This is a genomic window from Aromatoleum sp. (assembly GCF_035254505.1).
Lineage (GTDB): Bacteria > Pseudomonadota > Gammaproteobacteria > Burkholderiales > Rhodocyclaceae > Aromatoleum.
Window position 1 is genome coordinate 75,021 of the sequence record NZ_DATFAO010000058.1, and the last position, 23,164, is coordinate 98,184.

Here is a 23,164-nt window from a genome sequence, read left to right on the forward strand (position 1 = left end):
CACACCGGGTGCGAATCTTCAGATCCGCACCCGGTGTGGGTTGTCAGGCGTGGCTGAAGCTTCTTAGTAGAGCTTCGGCGGAAGCATCTGCGAGCGCAGGCGCTTCTGGGTGCGCTTGACGGCGGCGGCCGACTTGCGCTTGCGTTCCGAGGTAGGCTTCTCGTAGAACTCGCGGGCGCGAAGCTCGGTCAGCAACCCGGTTTTTTCGATGGTGCGCTTGAAGCGGCGGAGGGCAACCTCAAACGGTTCGTTTTCCTTGACGCGGATACCCGGCATTGCGAACTTCCTTGTGGATTCTGTAGGCGGAAAAGAGGATAAGTATATCGACTGGCCCCGGATAAGCCAAGCAGAAACTTAGCTTCGCCTTGGCAAGGCCGTTAGAATGCGACTTTCTTCACGCGAAAAGAGCGACTGGGGCAAGGATGAGAGTGCTGGGAATCGAGTCTTCGTGCGACGAGACCGGCGTAGCGGTATTCGATACCGATGCCGGACTGCTCGGACATCGGGTGCACTCGCAGATTGATCTGCACGCGGCCTATGGTGGCGTCGTGCCTGAGCTTGCGTCGCGTGACCATATACGGCTCTTGCCGGTTCTTGTGCGGCAGACGCTCGAATCCGCAGGCTGCGGTTTGCCGCAGATCGACGGCATTGCCTACACCGCCGGTCCCGGGCTCGCCGGAGCGTTGCTGGTGGGCGCGAGCTATGCGGAGGCGCTGGGGCTGGCTTTGGAGGTGCCGGTGCTGCCGGTTCATCATCTCGAGGGGCACCTGCTTTCACCGCTGCTGGCGCAGGATCCCCCGCAGTTTCCCTTCGTCGCCCTGCTAGTCTCGGGCGGGCACACGCAATTGATGGAAGTGACCGGCGTGGGCGAATACGCGCTGTTGGGCGAATCGCTCGACGATGCCGCTGGTGAGGCTTTTGACAAGACAGCGAAACTGATCGGCCTGGACTACCCGGGCGGGCCGCAATTGGCGCGCTTGGCGGAGTCCGGAAAGTCCGGGCGCTTTGCGCTGCCGCGGCCGATGTTGCGCTCGGGCGATCTTGATTTCAGCTTCAGCGGCCTGAAGACAGCGGTATTGAACGTCGTCTCCAGCAATGCGTGGAATCCTGCAGATGTGGCGGATCTGGCGGCGGATTTCCAGGAGGCGGTCGTCGAGGTGTTGTGCGCGAAGGCGCTGAAAGCCTTGGAGCAGACTGGGCACTCGCGGCTCGTCGTCGCGGGGGGTGTAGGGGCCAACCGTCGTCTGCGCGAAAGGCTGGACAGTGCGGCGCGTCGGCGGAAGTGGCGTGTCTACTATCCGGAGCCCGAGCTTTGTACGGATAACGGGGCCATGATTGCCTTTGCGGGTGCTCTGAGGCTGAACGCGGGTCAGGTCGTCAGTCCCGATTTCGCCGTGCGGGTATATCCGCGATGGCCGCTTGCAGCATTAAAGTCGCCGAATGCGCTTGCGACCGGAGCGTGAGGCGTCAGGCTTTCTTGCGCGAGCCGATCTTGCTTTCGGTGCCGTCGAGTAATTTTCGGATATTTGCGCTGTGACGCCAGATCAGGATGCCCGCGATCAGCAGGAGTACCGTGATCGTCGGTGTGGGGCCCAGGATCAGATAGCCGGCAATAGGCGTTGCGACGGCAGCGGCAAGCGCTGCCGCGGATGAGTAGCGGGTGGTGAAGGCGACCGCGAGCCAGACGAGCAGCGCCGTCAATGCGATCCATCCGCTGATGCCGGCGAGTACGCCAAGTGCGGTGGCAACCCCCTTCCCGCCGTTGAAGCGCAGGAAGACACTGAACACGTGGCCAAGGAAGGCGGCGAGGCCGGCAAGGGCGGCAATCGTGGGTTCAAAGCCCATGCGTTGTGCGGCCCATACGGCGAGCCACCCTTTGGCGCAGTCGCCGACCAGGGTCATCAGTGCCGCACTCTTGTTGCCACTGCGGAGCACATTGGTGGCGCCGGGATTGCCGGACCCGTATTTGCGCGGATCGGCCAAGCCGAACAAACGGCTTGAGACAATCGCAAACGGAATCGAGCCGAGAAGGTAACCGGCGAGCAAGAGAGGCAGCAGGGTCATGTTTTCACCTAGAATTGCCGCGATTCTAATCAGGAACCGCCATGGACTTTATTTTCATTGAGGAGCTGCGAGTGCAGGCGTGCGTGGGAATCTATCCGCGCGAGAAGGCTGCGCCGCAGACGGTCGAGCTGAACCTGACCTTCGGCGTTCCCGATTCCGCCGCCGAGCACGACGATATTGCCGACACCATCAACTACGCGGACGTGATCGAACGGATCCGCAAGGAGCTGGCCGAGCAGCATTTCAATCTTATCGAAACGCTCGGGGAGTTCGTCGTCAAGCTGCTGCTCGATGATTTCGGCGCGCCGTGGGTGAAGATCCGGATTGCCAAGATCGGCGTGATGAAAGGCGTTCGGCGCGTGGGCGTATTCATTCAGCGCGGGAAGGAGGGGGTTTCTCCTCCCGCGACGGCGAGCTGAAAACTCGAGATGCCGGGCGCGTCGCGCCCGGCGCGGATCACGCTTCCGCTTTCGCTTCGAGATCGGCCAAGGGCTTGTTTTGCCCCAGCCAGTCGATCACCCACTGGGGCTTGCGGCCACGACCGCTCCAGCCGACGGACGGGTTGGCCGGATTGCGGTATTTTACCGGAACGGTGCCGGTCTTCTTGGCCGCGGCTTTGCCCTTGGCTTTGGCCTTGGTCGGAGCCGTCTTTTCTTCGGCTGCGGCATTAGGCAGCAAGTCGCTCAGGGATAGGCCTTCATCGGCCGCCATCTTCTGCATCTTCTTGAGCAGATCGCGACGCGTAGCGTCGCTGCGGCGCCGAATTTCGGTTTCGATCTTCGATTGAAGGCGACGCAATTCGGTCAGCGACAGTTTGGCGATTTCCATTTTTATCCCCGTTTCTAGATGTGGTTATGCGAGATCGGCGTCAATTCGGACCGGCGCCGAGTCGCGATGCGCTCTGATCCATGATTGGCTTAGGATATTCTGCCAGCAAAATTCGGCAGTTAAAATCTTTTTCGCAATTCCGGGGATTAATCAGGGCATAAAGTCACGAATCAAATCGCGACCTCCACGAGTTGTGGCTGGAGAATTCGGATCAGGTCGTGCGGGTGAATGCCGACGAGGAAGCCGCGCCTGCCGCCGTTGATGTAGATGAGCGGCAGATCGAGAATGGTCTTTTCCATGAGAATCGACATACGCTTGCGCAGCCCGAAAGGCGAGGTGCCTCCGACGAGATAGCCTGAGTGGCGATTGGCCACCTCGGGAGCGCAAGGTTCGATGCGTTTGCGTCCGATCTGGCGCGCAAGTTCCTTCGTGGATACCTTGTGGTCCCCGTGCATCAGCACGACAAGCGGATCGCTGTTTTCATCTTCCATTATCAGCGTCTTGATAACGGAGTGTTCCGAAACATTTAGTTCGCGTGACGAAACGCCCGTTCCTCCGTGAGGTTCGTATTCGTAAAGATGGGCAGAAAAAGCGATGTGGTGTTGCTTGAGAAATCGCGTCGCCGGCGTTTCGGGCGCGTGCTGTTGCATTTTGCTCATGAGAGTAATCCGCAGTCGATCCTGCGGATTATGCGACGCCAATGCGGCGGCCTCAAGCGCGGGGATGATGAATTTCGTGCAGGGACTTGAGTCGTTCGCGTGCGACGTGCGTATAGACCTGCGTCGTGGAAATGTCGGCGTGTCCGAGGAGCATCTGCACGACTCTCAGGTCTGCGCCATGATTCAGCAGATGGGTCGCGAATGCGTGACGCAAGGTATGGGGCGAAATGCGATTCGCGGCAATGCCCGCGACCGTTGCGTATTGCTTGATGATGCGCCAGAACATTTGGCGGCTCATGCCAGCGCCTAAGCGCGTGACGAAGACCTCGTCGCAGCGGTGACGCGCAAGCAATATCGGACGCGCGTCCTGAAGATAACGTCGAAGCCAATCAAGCGCCTCTTCTCCGAGCGGCACGAGGCGCTCCTTGTTTCCCTTTCCCATTATCCTGACCAGTCCGTCGTTGGTGCTGACGGAAAAGATCTTGAGTTCGACGAGTTCCGATACACGCAATCCACTGGCGTACATGACCTCGATCATGCTGCGGTCGCGCAGCCCGATCGGGGTGTCGAGGTCGGGAGCGGCAAGGAGGCTTTCGACTTGTCTTTCGGTCAGGGTTTTCGGGAAACGCTCCGTGTGCATCGGCGGATCCAGCAGAGCCGTGGGGTCCGTCTCGATGCGGCCTTGAGCGAGGAGATAATGAAAATATCGGCGCCATGACGACAGGAGTCGTCGCTGGCTCGTAGGGCGGGCGCCAAGACTGAATTCGGCGAGATAGGCTGTCAGGTCGGCGGCCTTCGCCTGGTTGAGCGCGCCGGCGCGGCGATGCATCCAATGCGCAAATAGCGCGAGATCGCTGCGGTAGCCTGCGAGCGTGTTTTTCGACAGCCCATGCTCGAGCCACATTGCATCGTTGAAGGCATCGAGCTCGGCAAGGGTTTCGGTGGGAAGTCGGCTTTCGGTGCTGCTCATGGCCTTGCTTCGAATTCGAGCAGCCAGCGCTTTGCGGTAATCAGGTAGCCGTCTGTGGCATTCGCAAAGCCGCCGAGGCCCCCTGCCGCGACGACGCGGTGGCAGGGTACCACCAGCGGAAACGGATTGGCGCCGCAGGCCTGCCCGACGGCACGGGCGGCGCTTCCGAGTTCCGTGGCGATGCTGCCATAACGGCGCTGTTGACCGCGCGGGATTGCACTGATGGCCGCCCACACGCGGCGCTGGAAAGCCGTGCCGCGTTCGGCCAGCGGCAGGTCGAAGGGGCGATCCGGATCTTTAATCCAGAGCGTGATCTGGTGGGCGGCGCGCTCGGCCAGATAATTGTCGGGAGACCTGGGGCTCGCGTCGGGTGGAAGAAAGACGAGTTCCTGCACAACGTCATCGCCCGTGCGAATGCCGAAATGCCCGAAGGGCAAATCGATGACTGCGGCGAATTCGGTCATCGAAGGCTGTCCTCCGTGTGCCCTGGTTGGCGGTGGGCTCAGCGACGGACTTCGCCGTTCCCGAACACGATCCACTTCTGGCTTGTCAGCCCTTCGAGGCCGACCGGGCCCCGTGCGTGGATCTTGTCGGTCGAGATGCCGATTTCGGCGCCGAGACCGTATTCGAAACCGTCGGCGAAGCGCGTCGAGGCGTTGACCATGACCGAGGCCGAATCGATTTCGCGCAGGAAGCGCATCGCGCGCGAGTGATTCTCGGTGATGATGGCTTCCGTGTGACCCGAACTGTAGGTGTTGATGTGCGGAATCGCCTCATCGATGTCGGCGACGACTTTGACGGCGATGATCGGGGCGAGGTATTCCTCATGCCAGTCCTGCTCCGTTGCGGCGACGAGGCGGTCCGCCTCGACTCCCGCTTCGCGCAGGATCGCGAGCGATTCGGGGCAGCAGCGCATTTCGACGCCCTTGCCGGCCAGCATGCGGCCAATGTCGGGCAGGAAGCGTTTGGCGACGGCACGGTCGATCAGGAGGGATTCGGCCGTATTGCAGGTGCCGTAGCGTTGCGTCTTAGCGTTCTCGACGATCGGATTGATCTTGTCCGGATCGGCCAGGGTTTCGACGTAGACGTGACAGTTGCCGTCCAGGTGCTTGATGACGGGCACGCGTGCTTCGCGTGAGATGCGCTCGATCAGGCCCTTGCCGCCGCGCGGGACGATCACGTCGACGTACTCCGGCATCGTGATCAGATGGCCGACGGCGGCGCGGTCGGTGGTGTCCACGACCTGCACGGCGGTTTCGGGCAGGCCTGCGGCAGTAAGGCCCGCCCGGACGCAGGTCGCGATTGCCTGATTGCAGTGCAGCGCTTCCTTGCCGCCGCGCAGAATCGCGGCGTTGCCAGACTTGAGGCACAGCGCCGCGGCGTCGGCCGTCACGTTGGGCCGCGCTTCGTAGATGATGCCGATGACACCGAGCGGCACGCGCATCTTGCCGACTTCGATACCCGACGGGCGACGCTTGACGTCCGTGATCTCGCCGACCGGATCGGGCAGGGCGGCGACCTGTTCGAGGCCGGTGGCCATCGCTTCGATGCCCGTCGCGCTGAGGGTAAGACGGTCGATCATGGCCGGTTCGAGGCCGGCGGCGCGAGCTTCTTCGAGGTCGCGGGCGTTGGCGACCAGAAGTTCGGCGCTGCGCTCGCGGATCGCCGCAGCCATCGCGAGCAGCGCGCGGTTCTTGTCGGCGGTCGACGCCGCCGCCAGTTGGCGCGATGCGGCGCGGGCCTGGCGGCCCAAGGTCTGCATGTATTCCTGGATATCCATGAGCGTTCGATGTTGCGGATCAAAAGACGATTAAAACATCGAACGTGCCTGCGCGGCCAGAGGACAGTGCGGAGGGGCCGGGGTGTGAAGCTGTGACGCGTCGTTACGGCGGTGGTCAGCGTCGCGCGAGGCGCAGGGCAAGTTGCTGGAATTCGTCCCAGACGTCGCCGGCGGCCAGTCCCTTGATGACGCGATCGATCTTTGCCGCATGCAGCAGTGCCGCGCGCAGGGCCGCCGGCGGAAGCCGTGGCAGTGCGCGCTGGATGGCTTGGCGGCGCCGTTCGTCGAAGACGCGCTCCGTCTTCAGTAAGCCTGCCAGTTGCTGACCGGCAGCGACGCCGGCGCTGAGTGCAGCGAGGGTGCGGATTTCGTTGGCGAGCGCCCACAGTACCAGCGGGGGCGCGGCGCCTTCGCCTTGCAGGCCTTCGAGCAGTCGGACGCAGCGCGCCGGGTCCCCATCGAGCACGGCATGGCGGAGTTTGTCGATGTCGTAGCGTGCGACGTTCAGCACCGCATCTTGCACATCCTCAAGGCTCAGTCTGCCTTCCCCGTGCAGCAGTCCGAGTTTGAGAATTTCCTGGTGTGCGGCGAGCAGGTTGCCTTCGACGTGATCGGCGATGAAGGCGAGCGCTTCGGGCGCTGCGCTCTGCTTCTGGCGCGCGAGTCGTGTACCGATCCATTCCGGCAAGCGTTCGCGTTCGGGGGCATTGAGTTCGACTGCAATCCCGGCTTCAGAAAGCGCCGTAAACCACGCCGCCTTGCGGGCGGCCCAATCGAGCTCCGGCAGCGTGATCAGGGTGACGACGCCATCGGTCGCGTTGCGTGCGTGGCGTTGAAGTGCGTCGCCACCGTCCCGCCCGGGTTTTCCGTTGGGGATGCGAAGGTCGATCAGCTTCGAGCCGCCGAACAGCGAAAAATTGCCGGCGGCGGCATTCAGCGAATCCCACTTGAAGCCTTGGCCGACGACGAGCGTTTCCCGCTCGGTGTAGCCTTGGCGACGAGCCGCGGCGCGTATGAGGTCCGCGGCTTCGAGTACGAGGAGCGGCTCGTTGCCGTGCAGCAGGTAGAGCGGGGCGAGCGGTTTCTCGAGGATGCCTGGCAGTTGGTCCGGGCGCAGGATCACGACTTGACGGCGGCCAAGCGCCGCACCAACTGCTCGACCAGGTCCCCCTGCATATCGTTGTACAGCAGCGCCTCTTCCTGTTCCTTCGCCAGCACTTGCGAGTCGTCGAAGTTGTATTCGCGTTTCGCCGTGATGACCGTCGGTACAATGCGCTCCGCGCCGGCGCGGTCGACGAGCCGGAAGGCGATCGAGTAGGTCAGTTCGTACTCGCGGACTTTGCCGGCGCCGGTCAGTGTCAGGATGTCGCGGTGGCGTTCGTTGCGCAGGATTTCCAGACGCACGTCCGCTTTTGCCGGATCGTCTTCGACGGTGGTGCTGCCGCTGGCGCGAATCCGGCGCCGCAACGCTGCACCCAGATCGCTCTGGGTGCTCACGCCCAGGTAGATGCTCGAAAATGCCAGCGGCCGCGGGCCGCGGAGCTGGAAGCCGCAGCCGGCCAGCGCTCCCGTTGTCGCGAGGGCGGCGAGTGCAGCGAGCGTGCGGCGACGCGAACGGCTGTGGGACATCCGGAGCATCCTCAGACGACGATGTTGACGAGCCGGCCCGGCACGACCACGACCTTGCGCGGCGGCTTGCCTTCCATGAATTTCACCGCGGCTTCCGAGGCCAGCGCAAGTGCTTCGATCTGCGCGGTCGGTGCATCGGCGGCGACCTTTACGCTGCCGCGCAGCTTGCCGTTCACCTGCACGACGAGTTCGATTTCGTCTTGCTTGAGCGCGCTCTCGGACGGCTCCGGCCAAGCGGCCTGCAGCAGGTCGCCAGCAAAACTACACTGGGTCCACAGCGCATGCGCGACGTGGGGCGTGATCGGTGCGAGCAGGCGCAGCAGGATCGACAGACCCTCTTCGGCAACTTCCGCGTGGGCGGCGGCGTTGTCGCGCGCGGCCTTTTCGAGGGCGTTGAGGATCTTCATCGCCGCCGAGACGACGGTGTTGAACTGATGCTTGCCGAAGTCGTAGTTGGCTTGCTTGAGGCAGGTGTGGATCTCGCGGCGCACGGCGGCCAAGCTTTCCGGCAGCTTGGCGGAAGCCAGGCTGCGGCTGGCGGGCAGAGCCGCCTTGTATTCGGTCGCGAAAGCGTGGCCGAAGGACCACACGCGGCGCAGGAAGCGGTACGCGCCTTCGACGCCGGAATCGGACCATTCGAGCTGTTGATCGGGCGGTGCGGCAAAGATGATGAAGAGGCGGGCAGTGTCGGCGCCGTAACGCTCGACGAGCGCCTGCGGGTCGACGCCGTTGTTCTTCGACTTCGACATCTTCTCGGTGCCGCCGATCACGACCGGCTGGCCGTCGGCAATGAGCTTCGCGCCGACGAGGCGGCCCTTGTCATCACGCTCGACCTGCACGTCGGCCGGGTTGATCCAATCCTTCTTGCCGCCCGCTGCTTCACGGTAGTAGGTGTCGGCGACCACCATCCCCTGCGTCAGCAGATTGGTGAAGGGCTCCGAGACGTTGACCATGCCTTCGTCGCGCATCGCGCGGGTGAAGAAGCGCGAGTACAGGAGGTGCAGGATGGCGTGTTCGATACCGCCGATGTACTGGTCGACCGGCGCCCAGTAGTTCACGCGCGAATCGACCATTCCAGTGGCGTTGTCGGCGCAGGCGTAGCGCAGGAAGTACCAGGATGACTCGACGAAGGTGTCCATCGTGTCGGTTTCGCGGCGCGCAGGCTTGCCGCAGCTCGGGCAGGAGCACTGGTAGAACTCGGGCATCTTGGCGAGCGGCGAACCGCGGCCAGTGACTTCGACATTCTCGGGCAGCACGACCGGCAGTTGCTCGTCCGGCACGGCCACGTCGCCGCAGTCGTCGCAATGGATCATCGGAATCGGGCAGCCCCAGTAGCGCTGGCGCGAGATGCCCCAGTCGCGCAGGCGGTACTGGGTACGCTTCATCCCCAGGCCCTTGGCCTGCAGGTCCGCCGAAATCGCGTCGACGGCGTCCGGGAAGTGCAGGCCGTCGTACTTGCCGGAATTCACCAGGCGACCGTGCTCGGCGTAGGCGTCCTGCCACGGCGCGCTCGTGTCGGCGTAGGCATCGCGCGTCGAGCGCACGACCATCTGGATCGGCAACCGGTACTTGGTCGCGAAGGCGAAATCGCGTTCGTCGTGGGCCGGCACGGCCATCACGGCACCTTCGCCGTAACCCATCAGCACGTAGTTGGCGACCCACACCGGGAGGTATTCACCAGTGATCGGGTGCACGACGCGCAGGCCGGTCGGCATGCCCTTCTTTTCCATCGTCGCAAGATCGGCTTCGGCGACGCCGCCGTGGCGGCATTCTTCGACGAACGAGGCGAGTTCCGGATTGTTCTTCGCGGCTTGAAGCGTAAGGGGGTGCTCGGCCGCGACCGCGACGTAGGTCGCGCCCAGCAGCGTGTCGGCGCGCGTCGTGAAGACCTTGAGCACGCCCGAACTGCCGACCGTCGACAAGTCGTAGGGGAAATGGATTTCGACGCCTTCGGAGCGTCCGATCCAGTTCTTCTGCATCAGCTTGACCTGCTCAGGCCAGCCGGACAGGCCGTCGAGCGCGTCGAGAAGCTCATCCGCGTACGCGGTGATCTTCATGTAGTACATCGGGATTTCGCGCTTTTCGATGACCGCGCCACTGCGCCAGCCCTTGCCGTCAATCACCTGCTCGTTGGCGAGCACGGTCTCGTCGACCGGGTCCCAGTTGACGGTGCCAAGGCGCTTGTAGATCAGGCCCTTCTTGTACAGCCGAGTGAACAGCCACTGTTCCCAGCGGTAGTAGTCGGGCTTGCAGGTCGCGAGTTCGCGCGACCAGTCGATGGCGAAGCCGAGCCGCTTCAGCTGGCCCTTCATGTAGTCGATGTTGGCGTAGGTCCACTTCGCCGGCGGCACGTTGTTCTGGATCGCGGCGTTTTCCGCCGGCATGCCGAACGCGTCCCAGCCCATGGGTTGCAGGACGTTGTAGCCGCGCATGCGGTGATAGCGGGCGAGCACGTCACCGATGGTGTAGTTGCGCACGTGGCCCATGTGCAGCTTGCCCGAGGGGTAGGGGAACATGCTCAGGCAGTAGTACTTGGGCTTGTTCGCGTCCTCGGTGACACGGAAGGCTTGGGTGCTTTCCCAGTGCTGTTGGGCAGCGGCTTCTACCGTCGCGGGGGTGTATTTGTCCTGCATGGGAGGGGCTTAAGGCGTGGAAAACGCGCAAGTATAGCGCGAAGCCCTGTCGGGCCGCGCGTGCCGCGCTATGGGTCGAGGGCGGGTGCGGGCAAAAAAAAGCATCCGGACTTGCGCCGGATGCTGAATCTCCACTGAGGGAGAGGGAGGAAGACGGGTGCGCCCGGAGGGCGCGAATTCGGGATGACGGCTCAGGCCGCTTTGCGCGACGTGCCGTCGTGGCGCTGCCAGTTCGCGGAGAAGGCGGCGAACATGTCTTCCATCGCGGTCAGCGGCAGGCGCCAAAGACGGTTTTGGGTGCGCACGAAGGGTGTGACGTGCGGAGCGCAGAAGCTGTCGCGCTCTTCTTCGAGGAGGCGCAGGAAGGAGCTGGTCGCTTCGCCCCAGTATTCGGAAGTGCCAACCCACCCGGTTTCAGCCGTTGCCTCACGCACGGCCTTGTGCCACAGGGCGGTGGCGCGTTCGATCGATACGCCTGCCTTGCGGGCATACCAGGGCAGTAGCTTGGGGGTCTTCATCATTTGCTTCTCCAATCGGCCATTTTCGGCCGTATCTTGCGCCGCACGGGTCCGCCTTTTGGGCCGGTGGTGCGCGCGGTTATTGCAGTGCGTCATGTTTGGCGGAGCCGATTTTGATGCTTCCACGTGTCACCTGCCTTGATCCCGCTCAAACCTGTGTTGCTTTGCACAATCGAAAATTAGTCCAATGGTCAGACAACTTCAAGGGGTATGTTGCAACGCCGCAACAGCGGGGCAGATGCCGGTGTTGATGCCGGTCGCGGTTAGAATCTCGGGCTCTAGAGGAAAAAACGCATGTCCGATCTGCTTGCCAATCTGAACGCCGAACAACTCCAAGCCGTCACGCTTCCGCCGCGTCATTCATTGATTCTTGCGGGCGCCGGTTCGGGGAAGACGCGCGTGCTGACGACACGGATCGCTTGGCTGGTGCAGACGGGGCAGGTGGATCCACAGGGGGTGTTGGCGGTCACCTTCACGAACAAGGCTGCCAAGGAGCTGCTGGCACGCCTGTCGGCGATGCTGCCGCTGAACTTCGGTCATACCGCGCGCGGTATGTGGATCGGTACCTTTCATGGCCTGTGCAACCGGCTGTTGCGCACGCATCACCGCGACGCCGGATTGCCTCAACTGTTCCAGATTCTGGACTCCGCCGATCAGCTGGCTGCGATCAAGCGTCTGCTGAAGACTCTCAACGTCGACGACGAGAAATTCCCGCCGCGCGAGCTGCAGCACTTCATCAACGCCCAGAAGGAAGCCGGCTTGCGTCCGCACGCCGTTCAGGCCTGGGACGACTACACACGGCGCCGCGTGGAGCTTTACATCGAGTATGAGGCGCAGTGCCAGCGCGAGTCTGTTGTGGATTTTGCGGAGTTGTTGTTGCGCAGCTACGAGCTGCTCGAGCGCAACGAGCCGATCCGGAAGCATTACCAGCGCCGATTCCGGCACATCCTCGTCGACGAGTTTCAGGATACGAACCGTCTGCAATATCGGTGGCTGAAGCTGCTCGCTGACGAGGGGCGCGAAGGTGGGGGTTGCCTGTTCTGCGTGGGCGACGACGACCAGTCGATCTACCGCTTTCGCGGCGCGGAGGTCGGCAATATGCGCGACTTCGAGCGCGAGTTCCGCGTCGATAGCGTGATTCGGCTGGAGCAGAACTATCGGTCGCACGGCAATATTCTCGATGCCGCGAACGCGATCATCCGGCACAACACGGGCCGCCTGGGCAAGAACCTGTGGACGGAGCGCGGCGCCGGCGAGCCGATCCGCGTGTTCGAAGCCTACGCCGACAGCGATGAGGCGCGCTGGATCGTCGAAGAGATCCAGTCCCTGGTGCGGGATGGTGCGAGTCGATCGGATATCGCCTTGTTGTATCGCTCCAATGCGCAGTCGCGCGTGCTGGAGCACCAGCTCTTTTCGTCGGGTATCGCTTATCGCGTATACGGCGGCTTGCGCTTCTTCGAGCGCCAGGAGATCAAGCACGCGCTCGCCTATCTGCGCCTGATCGCAAATCCCGACGACGACACGGCGTTTAGCCGAGTCGTGAATTTTCCGACGCGCGGGATCGGTGCGCGTTCGCTTGAGACCTTGCAGGACGCAGCGCGGACTTGGAACACCAGTCTGTATGCGACGGTGCCGCACCTGACCGGCAAGCCTGGCACGGTGCTCGCGCAGTTCGTGCGTCTGGTCGAGGATTTGCGCCGGGATACGGCGAATCTCCCTCTGCCCGAACTGGTCGATCATGCCCTCGACGCGAGTGGGCTGCGGACCTTCTATCGCAACGAGAAGGAGGGGCAGGAGCGGCTCGAGAACCTCGACGAACTGATCAACGCCGCTGCGAATTTCCTCGCGGATGCGAGTCCCGATGCGGAAGCGATGGCCCAGTCGCACGCCTTGCTGGCGGATTTTCTCGCGCACGCGTCGCTCGAGGCGGGCGATCATCAGGCTGATCCGGGCAGTGAAGCGGTGCAGTTGATGACCGTGCACGCGTCGAAGGGTCTGGAATTCGACGTCGTCTTCCTCTCCGGGCTGGAGGAGGGCTTGTTTCCGCACGAAAACAGCGCAATGGAAACGGAGGGGCTGGAGGAGGAGCGGCGCTTGATGTACGTCGCGGTGACGCGCGCGCGGCAGCGACTGTATCTGTCATTCGCACAGAGCCGGATGCTGCACGGCCAGACGCGTTACAACATGCGTTCCCGCTTTCTCGAGGAGATTCCGCAGGCGCTCACGAAGTGGCTGTCGCCCCCGAGCCCGCGGGGCATGGGGATGCGGGGCGGCATGGGCGGCGAGCCGGGACGCGGAGCTTATTCGCCCCGCCCGGCACCGGTCCCGGCGCGGAATCAGGATCTGGGCGGGCTGCGTATCGGCCAGCTCGTGACCCACGCGAAGTTCGGCCAGGGGGTGATCGTTGCGGCCGAAGGCAGCGGCTCCGACGCGCGCGTTCAGATCAACTTCGGGTCGGCCGGCATGAAGTGGCTGATGCTGGCCGTGGCCCGACTGACTCCAGCCTAAGCCGCGCTCGACGCGGCGGCCACAGCCGCCGCAGAGGTCTCAGGCGCCGTACTTGCGGGCGAGCGCGTCGTGCAGTGCGACGAATTCCTGCGTCAGCTTGTGCTTCGGGTCGAGATGGATGATCGGGCGCGACTGTTCGTGCGATTCCTTGATCTTGACCGAAGCCGACAGGTAGGGGGTCAGCACCGGCAGGCCCTCATCGACCAGTTCCTGCACGACTTTCTGCGGGAGCGCCGCGCGAGCTTGGTACTGGTTGACGACGATGCCTTCGATCGCGAGCTCACGATTGTGGTCGGCCCGGATCTCCTGCACGTTTTCGAGCAGCGAATACAGGGCGCGGCGCGAGAACTCGTCGCAATCGAAGGGAATCAGGCAGCTGTCCGCGGCGATCAGTGCGGAGCGCGTGTAGAAGTTCAGCGCGGGTGGCGTGTCGATGTAGACCAGGTCGTAATCGCGCGCGAGTTCGTCCAGCGCGTCACGCAACTTGTAGATCTTGTAGCGCGATTCGAGCTTGCTCTGCAGGTCCTCGAGCGCCGGGTGCGACGGCATGACGTCGAGCCTTTCGAACGGGCTCTCGACCACGAAATCGGCGGTCTTCTTCGGGTTGAGCTTGAAGTTCAGCGTCTGGTCGAAGAAGTCGGCGAGCGTCGCATCGAAGGCGTCTCCCGAGTGGCCGAGCAGGTATTGGGTCGAATTGCCCTGCGGATCGAGATCTACCACCAACGTCCGCATGCCCTGGTGCGCGCTGATCGCCGCCAGGTTGCAGGTGATGGTTGATTTTCCGACCCCGCCTTTTTGGTTGAACACCACACGTCGCATCTTTGCTTTCCTCAATAGCGTGCCGCGAGATTGTGCCAAAAAATTGCGATAGACAGGCGTCATTGCAACGATCGATCGCAATTTGTAACCGTGGGGAAGTGTCGGGTTTACCCTGATGCGATGCTTCCTGCGTTAAACTTGCGCTTCGTCAAAGGCGACCGGATCGGCCCTGACCGCTGGTTACGCCAGCCGGGCATGTGCCCTTTATGCTGTATGCCGATCCTTGCAGCGCGTCTGCAGCGATACCCCTTGAAGCTGCAGATGGTCGCAATTGGCGAGTTGCGGACGGGGGCCTACAGTCCTGCGGTTCGTAATCACGCCTGCAGCACCTACACAACAATTCGCCCATTCGAGAGGGAGAACATGGATCAGGATTTCATCACCGCGGCGTTGGAGTATCACCGCTCACCCACGCGCGGCAAGATTTCGGTCGTTCCGACCAAGAGTCTTACCAACCAGCGCGACCTCGCGCTCGCCTATTCGCCCGGCGTCGCCGCGGCATGCGATGCGATCGTCGAGGATCCGGGCAACGCCCGTGAATACACCTCGCGCGGCAACCTTGTCGCGGTCGTCACCAACGGCACGGCGGTGCTGGGCCTCGGCAACATCGGCCCGCTTGCGTCGAAGCCCGTCATGGAAGGCAAGGGCTGCCTCTTCAAGAAGTTCGCCGGCATCGACGTGTTCGACATCGAACTCGCCGAAGACGATCCGGACAAGCTGATCGACATCATCGCCGCGCTCGAGCCCACGCTCGGGGGCGTCAACCTCGAAGACATCAAGGCGCCCGAGTGCTTCTATATCGAGAAGAAGCTGCGCGAGCGCATGAAGATCCCCGTCTTCCACGACGATCAGCACGGCACCGCGATCATTTCGTCCGCCGGTCTGATCAACGGCCTGAAGGTCATCGGCAAGGACATCGCGAAGGTCAAGCTTGTCTGTTCCGGCGCCGGTGCGGCGGCGATCGCCTGCCTCGACTTGATGGTCGGCCTGGGTCTGAAGCGTGAAAACGTCTACGTCTGCGACTCGAAGGGCGTGATCTACGTCGGCCGTGACGAGAACATGGAGGCCAACAAGGCCCGCTATGCGCAGAAGACTGAAGCACGGTCGCTCGCGGACGTGATGGTCGGTGCGGACGTGTTCCTCGGCCTGTCGACGGCCGGTGTGCTGAAGCCCGAGATGGTCGCGACGATGGCCGACAAGCCGCTGATCTTCGCGCTCGCGAACCCGAACCCGGAAATCCTGCCGGAAGATGCGAAGAAGGCACGCCCCGACGTCATCATCGCGACCGGTCGCTCGGACTACCCGAACCAGGTCAACAACGTCCTGTGCTTCCCGTTCATCTTCCGCGGTGCGCTGGACGTCGGCGCGACGACGATCAACGAGGAAATGAAGCTGGCGTGCGTGAAGGCGATCGCCGAACTCGCGCAGGCCGAGCAGAGCGACATCGTCGCGTCGGCCTACGGTGGCGCCGAGCTGCGCTTCGGTCCCGAGTACATCATCCCGAAACCCTTCGATCCGCGCCTGATCGTGAAGATCGCGCCGGCCGTGGCGAAGGCGGCGATGGACTCCGGTGTCGCGACGCAGCCGATCGAGGATCTGGCCGCCTACGCGGCGAGCCTGTCGGACTTCGTCTACCAGTCCGGCATCGTCATGAAGCCGGTGTTCGCCGCGGCGAAGCGCGTCCCCGCTGAAACCAAGCGGGTGCTGTACGCCGAAGGCGAGGACGAGCGCGTGCTGCATGCGGCCCGCGTGGTCATCGAGGAAGGGATCGCACGTCCGATCCTGATCGGCCGCCCGAGCGTCATCGAAATGCGGATCCAGAAGATCGGCCTGAACCTCGTCCCCGGCCGCGACTTCGACATCATCAACCCCGAGTCCGACCCGCGCTACAAGGAGCTGTGGCAGGAATACCACCGCATGCTGTGCCGCGACGGCGTCACGCCGGAACTCGCCAAGGCCAAGATGCGCCGCGACACGACGCTGATCGGCTGCATGGTGCTGCGTCGTGGCGATGCGGATGCGCTGGTGTGCGGCACCTTCGGCACTTACGACTACCACTTCAAGCAAGTCGAGGACGTGATCGGCCTGAAGCCGGGCGCCAAGCTCTTTGCGTCGATGAGCCTGCTGCTGCTGCCCAAGCGCACGATCGCGATCACCGATCCGTACGTGAACGAGAATCCGAACGCCGAGGAAGTCGCCGAGATCGCTCGCATGGCCGCCGAGGAGCTGCGTCGCTTCGGTATCGAGCCGCGCGTCGCGCTGGTGTCGCATTCCAACTTCGGCAGCTCGCGGTCGGCCTCCGCCCGCAAGATGCGCGAAGCGGCCGAGATCCTGCGCGAGATCGCGCCGGGCCTCGAATGCGACGGCGAAATGCACGGTGACTCGGCGCTGTCACCGGAAATTCGTGCCAAGGCGAATCCGGAATCGACGCTGATCGGCGAAGCGAACCTCGTCGTCATGCCGAACCTCGACGCTGCGAACATCTCCTTCAACATGATGAAGATGGCCAACAGCGACGGCGTGTCGATCGGGCCGATGCTGCTCGGTGCGCGCCTGCCGGTGCATATCCTGACCCCGTCGGCGACCGTGCGCCGCCTGGTCAACATCACCGCCGTGGCGGTGGTTGATGCTTACGAGCAACGCTTGGCAGCGGGTTCCGCCGCCTGAGTGTAGCGTCGAATACCGCCGGGCCCGCAGGCCCGGCGGTATTCGTTCTGGGCACGCACAGGTGAACGTGCAATCATGCAGCGCCTCCTGATCATCCTCGGCGTCGCATTGATCGCAGTCGGGGTTGTCTGGCCTTGGCTGTCCCGCCTTCCGTTGGGCCATCTTCCCGGCGACATCCACGTCCAGCGTGACGGCTTCGAGTTCCATTTCCCGCTCACCAGCTGTCTGCTGGTGTCGGCAATCATCAGTCTTCTTATCTGGTTGTTCCGGCGCTGAACCGGCGCATTACAATGACAGTCTCACATCCATCTCGAGGAGACCGCCGTGCCGCATGCAATTCGCTTCCATCAGGTTGGCGGGCCCGAAGTCCTGCAGTGGGAGTCGGTTGAGGTCGGGATGCCCGCCGCCGGCGAGGTGCAGGTCGAGCATCGTGCAATCGGTCTGAACTTCATCGACACCTATCATCGGACCGGTTTGTATCCTGTTCCGCTGCCTTCGGGGATCGGTCTCGAAGGCGCCGGCGTCGTGAGCGCGGTCGGGGAGGGGGTGACGGACCTCGTTCCCGGAGACAGGATCGCCTACGCAGGCGGGCCGATCGGCGCGTATGCCGAGGTGCGCAACATGCCGGCGGACCGGCTGGTGAAACTGCCGCACGGAATTTCTTTCGATCAGGGCGCGGCGATGATGCTGCAGGGCTTGACCGCCCAGTACCTGCTGCGGCGAACCTATCGCGTGCAGCCCGGCGACACGATCCTGATCCATGCCGCCGCCGGTGGGGTGGGACTGATCGTCTGCCAGTGGGCAAAGGCGCTGGGGGCGACGGTGATCGGGACCGTGGGATCTGACGAAAAGGCTGCGCTCGCGCGCGCCCATGGATGCGATCACCCCATCGTCTACACTCGCGAAGAATTCGCCGAGCGCGTACGGGAGGTCACCGGCGGCGAAGGCGTTGCCGTCGTGTACGACTCCATCGGCAAGGACACCTTCATGGATTCGCTCGCCTGCCTGCGGCCGATGGGCATGATGGTGCTGTTCGGCGCTGCCTCGGGACCGGTACCGCCGGTCGATCTGGGCATTCTTGCAAAGATGGGGTCACTCTTTTTGACGCGTCCGACGTTGTTCACCTATTCGGCTAAACGCGCCGATCTCGTCGCCATGGCGGACGAACTGTTCGAAGTGGTGGGGGCAGACCGCGTGAAGATCGAGGTTAATCAGCGATACGCGCTTCGCGATGCGGCGCAGGCGCACGTTGATCTGGAGGCGCGTCGCACCACAGGTTCGACGATCCTGGTGCCCTGAGGCAGGCGGAGTGAGTGAAGGATGAAGGCGACGATGTTGCGATCCACGGTGCTGTGGCTGGTCTTTGCCTTGGCGGGGTTTTCGACGTTTCCGGTGGCTGCACAGCCTACCAGTCGCGTCGCGATGGACCCCGCTCGAACGGCCTCGCTGACGGCGGCCAGCCGCCGCATCGAGGACCGTTTCGTCGCCGATGTCGCCCACATTGTCGGCACCACGTCCGAAAGAGTGCGGCGCGCGATGCCGGACGAACGCCGCATCACATCGGCCGCGTCGCGCCTGATCTCGGCACTCGAAGTCGATCTCGGCACTACCCTCACGCCCGAGCAGCAGGCGGAGATTCTCGAGGCGGATCAGGCACGTAAGCTTTCTCTCGCCAAGGCGCGCGAGGCAGCGGTCGGAACTCCGTAACAGCCTGCCGAAAACCGGCGAGTCGCACGGGGCATCGGGTAAAATTCCGCCCATGAATGCCCCACATCAGCCCCGCTTCGTCCACCTCCGTCTCCACTCCGAATACTCGATTTCCGACGGCATCGTCCAGGTCGATCAGGCGATCGCCCAGGCCGCGGCCGACGGCATGCCCGCGCTTGGCATTTCCGACCTGGCCAACCTCTTCGGGATGGTCAAGCTTTACAAGGGGGCGCGTGGGAAGGGCATCAAGCCGGTGATCGGCGTCGACGCCTGGATCACCAACGACGTCGAGCGCGACAAACCTTTCCGCGTCCTGCTGATCTGCCGCAACCGCAAGGGCTACGGGCAGATGTGCGAGCTGCTGACCCGCGCCTACCTGGACAACAAATATCGCGGCCGCGCCGAAATGCGCCGCGAATGGTTCGCCGACGGCGGGGCGTCGGACCTGCTTTGCCTGTCGGGCGCGATGCGCGGCGAGATTGGGCAGGCGCTGATGAACGGCAACACCGAACTCGCCGACCGTCTGGCGACCGAATGGGCAGCGCTGTTTCCCGGCGGTTTCTATATCGAGCTGCAGCGCGCAGGCCATCCCGGAACGGAAGTCTATGTCCGGCAGGCCGTGCACCTCGCCGGTCGGCTTGGACTCCCCGTCGTCGCGACACACCCGGTCCAGTTCTTGAAAGCCGAAGACTTCAAGGCCCACGAGGCCCGCGTGTGTATTGCGCAGGGCTACGTGCTGGCCGACAAGCGCCGTCCGCGGGACTTCACGCCCGAGCAGTACTTCAAGAGCCAGGACGAGATGTGCAAGCTCTTCGCCGATCTCCCGGAGGCCCTTGAAAATTCGGTCGAGATTGCCCGTCGCTGCTCGCTCACGGTGCAGCTTGGCAAGAATTTCCTGCCGCAGTTCCCGACGCCGGAAGGCATGACGCTCGACGACTTCCTCATCGCCGAGGCGAAGGCGGGGCTCGAAGTGCGCCTGCAGGAACTCTATCCCGACGAAGCCGAGCGCGAGCGCCAGCGTCCGACGTACGAAGCGCGCCTCAAGTTCGAGACCGACACCATCGTCCAGATGGGCTTCCCGGGCTACTTCCTGATCGTCGCGGACTTCATCAACTGGGGCAAGCAGAACGGCGTGCCGGTCGGCCCCGGACGGGGTTCTGGCGCGGGTTCGCTCGTCGCGTACAGCTTACGCATCACCGACCTCGATCCGCTCGCCTACGCGCTGCTGTTCGAGCGCTTCCTGAACCCGGAGCGGGTGTCGATGCCCGACTTCGACATCGACTTCTGCCAGGACAACCGTTACCGCGTCATCGAGTACGTGCGCGAGCGCTACGGCAAGGACGCGGTGTCGCAGATCGCAACCTTCGGCACGATGGCCTCGAAGGCGGTCGTGCGCGACGTCGGCCGCGTGCTCGATCTGCCTTACGGTCTGTGCGACCGCCTCTCCAAGCTGATCCCGATCGAAGGCGCGAAACCCGTCTCGCTCGCGAAGGCCTACGAGATGGAGTCCCAGATCGGCGAGATGATGCAGGATGGCAATGACGGCGAGTCGGTGCAGGAGCTGTGGAAGCTTGCTGAACCGCTCGAAGGTCTGTCGCGTAACGTCGGCATGCACGCCGGCGGCGTGCTGATTGCGCCGGGCAAACTGACCGACTTCTGCCCGCTCTACATCGCGGATGGCGAAGACGCGACCCCGGTGTCGCAGTTCGACAAGGACGACGTCGAAGCGGTCGGCCTCGTGAAGTTCGACTTCCTTGGCCTGCGAAACCTCACCATCATCGAGCTCGCCGTCGAATACGTCGAGCGTCTCACCGGCGAGAAACCTAACCTCGCCGCGCTGCCATTCACCGATCCCGCCGCCTACCAGATCCTGAAAGAAGCGAACACCACCGCGATCTTCCAGGTGGAATCGGACGGGATGAAGAAGCTGCTGAAGAAGCTCGCGCCCGACCGCTTCGAAGACATCATCGCGGTACTCGCGCTCTACCGGCCGGGTCCGCTCGGCTCAGGCATGGTCGACGACTTCATTCTGCGGAAGAAGGGCCAGCAGGAGATCGATTACTTCCACCCCGACCTGAAAGCCTGTCTCGAGCCGACCTACGGCGTCATCGTGTATCAGGAACAGGTGATGCAGATCTCGCAGATTATCGGCGGCTACACCCTTGGTGGTGCCGACATGCTGCGTCGAGCGATGGGCAAGAAGAAGCCCGAGGAGATGGCGAAGCACCGCGAGACCATCGCGGACGGTGCGAAGCAGAAGGGCTACGATCCGGCGCTCGCCGAACAGCTCTTCGACCTGATGACGAAGTTCGCGGAGTACGGCTTCAACAAGTCGCACACCGCCGCCTACGCCGTCGTCACCTACCACACGGCCTGGCTCAAGGCCCACCACTGCGCGGCCTTCATGGCCGCCACGATGTCTGCGGATTTGGACAACACCGACACGATCAAGATCTTCTTCGAGGACTCGATCGCCAACGGCATCACGATCCTGCCGCCGGACGTCAACGCCTCCGACTACCGCTTCGTGCCGACCGATCGCAAGACGATCCGCTACGGTCTCGGTGCAGTGAAGGGGGCGGGCGAGCCCGCGGTGCGTTCGATTCTCGCTGCCCGCGCAGAGGGCGGCCCGTTCAAGGACCTCTTCGATTTCTGCGCCCGTGTCGACCGGCGCGCGGTTAATCGCCGCGTGATCGAGGCACTGATCCGCGCCGGCGCGTTCGACCTTATCGAGCCGAGCGGAAACAGGGACCGTGCCCGCATGATCGCCACCGTCAGCCTCGCGATGGAAGCCGCGGAGCAGGCGGCGGCGAACGCGATGCAGGGCGGATTGTTCGACATGGTCCCGGAGGCCGCGGGCGCCGCGCCCGAATATGTCGCCGCCCGCCCGTGGACGGAACGCGAGCGTCTGAAGGAAGAGAAGACGGCCATCGGCTTCTTCCTGTCCGGCCATCCGTTCAACTCATTCAAGAAAGAAGTACGTCGCTTCATCCGCCGTTCGCTGGCCGAGATCGAGCCGTCCCGCGATCTGGTCATGATGGCGGGCGTAGTAACGGACCTGCGGATCAAGATGACCGCGCGCGGCAAGATGGCTTTCGTCATCCTCGACGATGGAAGCCAAGTGCGTGAAGTGTCGGTGTTCTCCGAGAACTATGACAACCAGCGCGGGAAGATCGTGATCGACGAAGTGCTGGTGGTCGAAGGCAAGGTCAGCAACGACGATTTCACGGGCGGCTACCGGATCATCGCCGACAAGCTGCTGACGCTGGGCGAGGCTCGGTCGCGTTTTGCCAAAGCGTTGCAGATCAGCGTCAATGGTGAGGTTCGCGCGTCCGGCGGCCCGCTCGCGGCCGCTGATCGATTGCAGGCGCTGCTCGCACCTTACCGCAACGGCGGTTGCCCGATTCGTGTGCGCTACCGCAACGAGGAAGCCGAAGCCGAACTTCCCCTGGGCGACGGGTGGAAGGTCAGGCTGGAGGACGCGCTGCTCGACAGCCTGCGCGAGTGGCTGCAGCCCGAGTCGGTCGATATCCTCTATCCGAACTGAGGCCCCGAAAAGGAAAGGGCCGCTACCCCGGGGGTGCGGCCCTTGTTCGCCGTAGTAGCTGCGGATTACAGCGTTTCGGCGTGCTGCGCCAGGTATTCGGCGACGCCGCTGGTGCTCGCCTTCATGCCGGCCTTGCCCTTGTTCCAGCCCGCCGGGCAGACTTCGCCGTGTTCCTCGGTGAACTGGAGCGCGTCGACCATGCGGATCATTTCGTCGATGTTGCGGCCGAGCGGCAGGTCATTGACGACCTGATGGCGCACGACGCCCTTTTGATCGATCAGGAACGAGCCGCGGAAGGCGACCCCGCCTTCGGCTTCGACATCATAGGCACGGCAGATTTCGTGCTTGATGTCGGCAACCAGGGCGTATTGAACCTGGCCGATCCCGCCGTTGTTGACCGGCGTGTTCTTCCAGGCGAGGTGGGTGAACTGGCTGTCGATCGACACGCCCAGCACTTCCACGCCGCGCTTCTTGAATTCTTCGAGACGATGATCGAAGGCGATCAGCTCGGACGGGCACACGAAGGTGAAGTCGAGCGGATAGAAGAACAGCACCGTGTACTTGCCCTTCGTGTATTCCGAGAAGGTGATGTCCTTGATTTCATTGTTGCCGAGCACCGTGGTCGCGGTGAAATCGGGGGCTTTCTTGCCAACGAGAACTGCCATTTTCGGACTCTCCTGATGAGTGGAATGACACAACGATTATGTCGCCGACAACATCCTGCCGTAAATTGGCTTTTCTGCATGGGCTCGATAGGAAATCGCTATTGTTGATCTGCGAAGAATTGACACCTTTTTTTCCTTGATTTCGGCCCTTGCTAAAGTCCCCAAGTCCG

At 63.2% G+C, this 23,164-nt stretch carries 21 protein-coding genes; 8 read left to right on the forward strand and 13 right to left on the reverse strand.

All coding sequences use genetic code 11. From position 1 onward, the window contains the following. Positions 1–63: 63 nt before the first annotated feature. Positions 64–276: a 30S ribosomal protein S21 gene (gene rpsU, locus VJ673_RS11635; RefSeq protein WP_324126267.1), complete on the reverse strand. Its 213-nt coding sequence runs from the start codon at positions 274–276 to the stop codon at positions 64–66. Positions 277–422: 146 nt separating this feature from the next. Here rpsU and tsaD point away from each other — a divergent pair, with 146 nt between their 5' ends. Then, on the forward strand, positions 423–1,463 hold the full coding sequence (gene tsaD, locus VJ673_RS11640) for a tRNA (adenosine(37)-N6)-threonylcarbamoyltransferase complex transferase subunit TsaD (protein ID WP_324126268.1): 1,041 nt from the start codon (positions 423–425) through the stop codon (positions 1,461–1,463). A 4-nt stretch (positions 1,464–1,467) separates the two neighbouring features. Here the strand turns inward: tsaD and plsY are convergent, their stop codons facing one another. Continuing rightward, complete coding sequence (gene plsY, locus VJ673_RS11645; protein ID WP_324126269.1) at positions 1,468–2,064, reverse strand: glycerol-3-phosphate 1-O-acyltransferase PlsY; 597 nt, start codon at positions 2,062–2,064, stop codon at positions 1,468–1,470. A gap of 41 nt (positions 2,065–2,105) precedes the next feature. Here plsY and VJ673_RS11650 point away from each other — a divergent pair, with 41 nt between their 5' ends. Continuing rightward, positions 2,106–2,483 carry a dihydroneopterin aldolase gene (locus VJ673_RS11650; protein ID WP_324126270.1) on the forward strand — a complete coding sequence of 126 codons (378 nt, stop codon included), beginning with the start codon at positions 2,106–2,108 and terminating at the stop codon, positions 2,481–2,483. Between the two features lie 37 nt (positions 2,484–2,520). Here the strand turns inward: VJ673_RS11650 and VJ673_RS11655 are convergent, their stop codons facing one another. The 9 genes from VJ673_RS11655 to VJ673_RS11695 all read right to left on the reverse strand — a co-directional run bounded on the left by VJ673_RS11655 (position 2,521) and on the right by VJ673_RS11695 (position 11,084). Further along, on the reverse strand, positions 2,521–2,892 hold the full coding sequence (locus VJ673_RS11655) for an H-NS histone family protein (RefSeq protein ID WP_324126271.1): 372 nt from the start codon (positions 2,890–2,892) through the stop codon (positions 2,521–2,523). Positions 2,893–3,062: 170 nt separating this feature from the next. Beyond that, complete coding sequence (gene ybaK / locus VJ673_RS11660; RefSeq protein WP_324126272.1) at positions 3,063–3,551, reverse strand: Cys-tRNA(Pro) deacylase; 489 nt, start codon at positions 3,549–3,551, stop codon at positions 3,063–3,065. A gap of 52 nt (positions 3,552–3,603) precedes the next feature. Further along, positions 3,604–4,521 (reverse strand): site-specific tyrosine recombinase XerD, encoded by a 918-nt coding sequence (xerD, locus tag VJ673_RS11665; RefSeq protein WP_324126273.1) that lies wholly within the window; start codon positions 4,519–4,521, stop codon positions 3,604–3,606. After that, positions 4,518–4,985 (reverse strand): methylated-DNA--[protein]-cysteine S-methyltransferase, encoded by a 468-nt coding sequence (locus tag VJ673_RS11670; protein WP_324126274.1) that lies wholly within the window; start codon positions 4,983–4,985, stop codon positions 4,518–4,520. Before VJ673_RS11670 ends, xerD begins: the two co-directional genes overlap by 4 nt. 38 nt (positions 4,986–5,023) lie before the next feature. Further along, positions 5,024–6,301: a glutamate-5-semialdehyde dehydrogenase gene (locus VJ673_RS11675; RefSeq protein ID WP_324126275.1), complete on the reverse strand. Its 1,278-nt coding sequence runs from the start codon at positions 6,299–6,301 to the stop codon at positions 5,024–5,026. Between the two features lie 115 nt (positions 6,302–6,416). After that, positions 6,417–7,424, reverse strand: a complete 1,008-nt coding sequence (holA, locus tag VJ673_RS11680) for a DNA polymerase III subunit delta (RefSeq protein ID WP_324126276.1) — start codon at positions 7,422–7,424, stop codon at positions 6,417–6,419. Continuing rightward, entirely contained in the window at positions 7,421–7,930 is a 510-nt protein-coding gene (locus tag VJ673_RS11685; protein ID WP_324126277.1) for an LPS-assembly lipoprotein LptE, read from the reverse strand. Before VJ673_RS11685 ends, holA begins: the two co-directional genes overlap by 4 nt. A gap of 11 nt (positions 7,931–7,941) precedes the next feature. After that, positions 7,942–10,563, reverse strand: coding sequence for a leucine--tRNA ligase (gene leuS / locus VJ673_RS11690; protein WP_324126278.1), 2,622 nt, complete (start codon positions 10,561–10,563; stop codon positions 7,942–7,944). Between the two features lie 191 nt (positions 10,564–10,754). Continuing rightward, positions 10,755–11,084, reverse strand: a complete 330-nt coding sequence (locus tag VJ673_RS11695) for a hypothetical protein (RefSeq protein ID WP_324126279.1) — start codon at positions 11,082–11,084, stop codon at positions 10,755–10,757. Positions 11,085–11,375: 291 nt separating this feature from the next. Here VJ673_RS11695 and VJ673_RS11700 point away from each other — a divergent pair, with 291 nt between their 5' ends. Continuing rightward, positions 11,376–13,589, forward strand: a complete 2,214-nt coding sequence (locus VJ673_RS11700) for a UvrD-helicase domain-containing protein (protein WP_324126280.1) — start codon at positions 11,376–11,378, stop codon at positions 13,587–13,589. Between the two features lie 39 nt (positions 13,590–13,628). On the opposite strand, the gene VJ673_RS11705 is transcribed toward VJ673_RS11700, so the two are convergent. Then, positions 13,629–14,408: a ParA family protein gene (locus VJ673_RS11705; RefSeq protein ID WP_324126281.1), complete on the reverse strand. Its 780-nt coding sequence runs from the start codon at positions 14,406–14,408 to the stop codon at positions 13,629–13,631. A 363-nt stretch (positions 14,409–14,771) separates the two neighbouring features. On the opposite strand from VJ673_RS11705, the gene VJ673_RS11710 reads away from it, so the two are divergent. The 5 genes from VJ673_RS11710 (at position 14,772) to dnaE (ending at position 22,329) form a co-directional block, all read left to right on the forward strand. After that, the gene (locus VJ673_RS11710) at positions 14,772–17,075 is read left to right on the forward strand and encodes an NADP-dependent malic enzyme (protein ID WP_324126282.1); all 2,304 of its coding nucleotides are present in this window, start codon (positions 14,772–14,774) and stop codon (positions 17,073–17,075) included. A 75-nt stretch (positions 17,076–17,150) separates the two neighbouring features. Next, the gene (locus VJ673_RS11715; protein WP_324126283.1) at positions 17,151–17,351 is read left to right on the forward strand and encodes a DUF2905 domain-containing protein; all 201 of its coding nucleotides are present in this window, start codon (positions 17,151–17,153) and stop codon (positions 17,349–17,351) included. Between the two features lie 48 nt (positions 17,352–17,399). Next, positions 17,400–18,374 (forward strand): quinone oxidoreductase family protein, encoded by a 975-nt coding sequence (locus VJ673_RS11720; protein ID WP_324126284.1) that lies wholly within the window; start codon positions 17,400–17,402, stop codon positions 18,372–18,374. A 33-nt stretch (positions 18,375–18,407) separates the two neighbouring features. Beyond that, positions 18,408–18,782, forward strand: a complete 375-nt coding sequence (locus tag VJ673_RS11725; RefSeq protein WP_324126285.1) for a hypothetical protein — start codon at positions 18,408–18,410, stop codon at positions 18,780–18,782. Positions 18,783–18,834: 52 nt separating this feature from the next. Next, entirely contained in the window at positions 18,835–22,329 is a 3,495-nt protein-coding gene (gene dnaE / locus VJ673_RS11730) for a DNA polymerase III subunit alpha (protein ID WP_324126286.1), read from the forward strand. A 65-nt stretch (positions 22,330–22,394) separates the two neighbouring features. Here dnaE and VJ673_RS11735 read toward each other — a convergent pair whose 3' ends face one another. Then, positions 22,395–22,994: a peroxiredoxin gene (locus tag VJ673_RS11735; protein ID WP_324126287.1), complete on the reverse strand. Its 600-nt coding sequence runs from the start codon at positions 22,992–22,994 to the stop codon at positions 22,395–22,397. Positions 22,995–23,164: the final 170 nt, after the last annotated feature.

Coding starts and splice junctions, on each gene's coding strand:
- rpsU (WP_324126267.1), bottom strand. CDS start 276: ATGCCGGGTATCCGCGTCAAGGAAAACGAACCGTTTGAGGTTGCCCTC.
- tsaD (WP_324126268.1), top strand. CDS start 423: ATGAGAGTGCTGGGAATCGAGTCTTCGTGCGACGAGACCGGCGTAGCG.
- plsY (WP_324126269.1), bottom strand. CDS start 2,064: ATGACCCTGCTGCCTCTCTTGCTCGCCGGTTACCTTCTCGGCTCGATT.
- VJ673_RS11650 (WP_324126270.1), top strand. CDS start 2,106: ATGGACTTTATTTTCATTGAGGAGCTGCGAGTGCAGGCGTGCGTGGGA.
- VJ673_RS11655 (WP_324126271.1), bottom strand. CDS start 2,892: ATGGAAATCGCCAAACTGTCGCTGACCGAATTGCGTCGCCTTCAATCG.
- ybaK (WP_324126272.1), bottom strand. CDS start 3,551: ATGAGCAAAATGCAACAGCACGCGCCCGAAACGCCGGCGACGCGATTT.
- xerD (WP_324126273.1), bottom strand. CDS start 4,521: ATGAGCAGCACCGAAAGCCGACTTCCCACCGAAACCCTTGCCGAGCTC.
- VJ673_RS11670 (WP_324126274.1), bottom strand. CDS start 4,985: ATGACCGAATTCGCCGCAGTCATCGATTTGCCCTTCGGGCATTTCGGC.
- VJ673_RS11675 (WP_324126275.1), bottom strand. CDS start 6,301: ATGGATATCCAGGAATACATGCAGACCTTGGGCCGCCAGGCCCGCGCC.
- VJ673_RS11685 (WP_324126277.1), bottom strand. CDS start 7,930: ATGTCCCACAGCCGTTCGCGTCGCCGCACGCTCGCTGCACTCGCCGCC.
- leuS (WP_324126278.1), bottom strand. CDS start 10,563: ATGCAGGACAAATACACCCCCGCGACGGTAGAAGCCGCTGCCCAACAG.
- VJ673_RS11695 (WP_324126279.1), bottom strand. CDS start 11,084: ATGATGAAGACCCCCAAGCTACTGCCCTGGTATGCCCGCAAGGCAGGC.
- VJ673_RS11700 (WP_324126280.1), top strand. CDS start 11,376: ATGTCCGATCTGCTTGCCAATCTGAACGCCGAACAACTCCAAGCCGTC.
- VJ673_RS11705 (WP_324126281.1), bottom strand. CDS start 14,408: ATGCGACGTGTGGTGTTCAACCAAAAAGGCGGGGTCGGAAAATCAACC.
- VJ673_RS11710 (WP_324126282.1), top strand. CDS start 14,772: ATGGATCAGGATTTCATCACCGCGGCGTTGGAGTATCACCGCTCACCC.
- VJ673_RS11715 (WP_324126283.1), top strand. CDS start 17,151: ATGCAGCGCCTCCTGATCATCCTCGGCGTCGCATTGATCGCAGTCGGG.
- VJ673_RS11725 (WP_324126285.1), top strand. CDS start 18,408: ATGTTGCGATCCACGGTGCTGTGGCTGGTCTTTGCCTTGGCGGGGTTT.
- dnaE (WP_324126286.1), top strand. CDS start 18,835: ATGAATGCCCCACATCAGCCCCGCTTCGTCCACCTCCGTCTCCACTCC.
- VJ673_RS11735 (WP_324126287.1), bottom strand. CDS start 22,994: ATGGCAGTTCTCGTTGGCAAGAAAGCCCCCGATTTCACCGCGACCACG.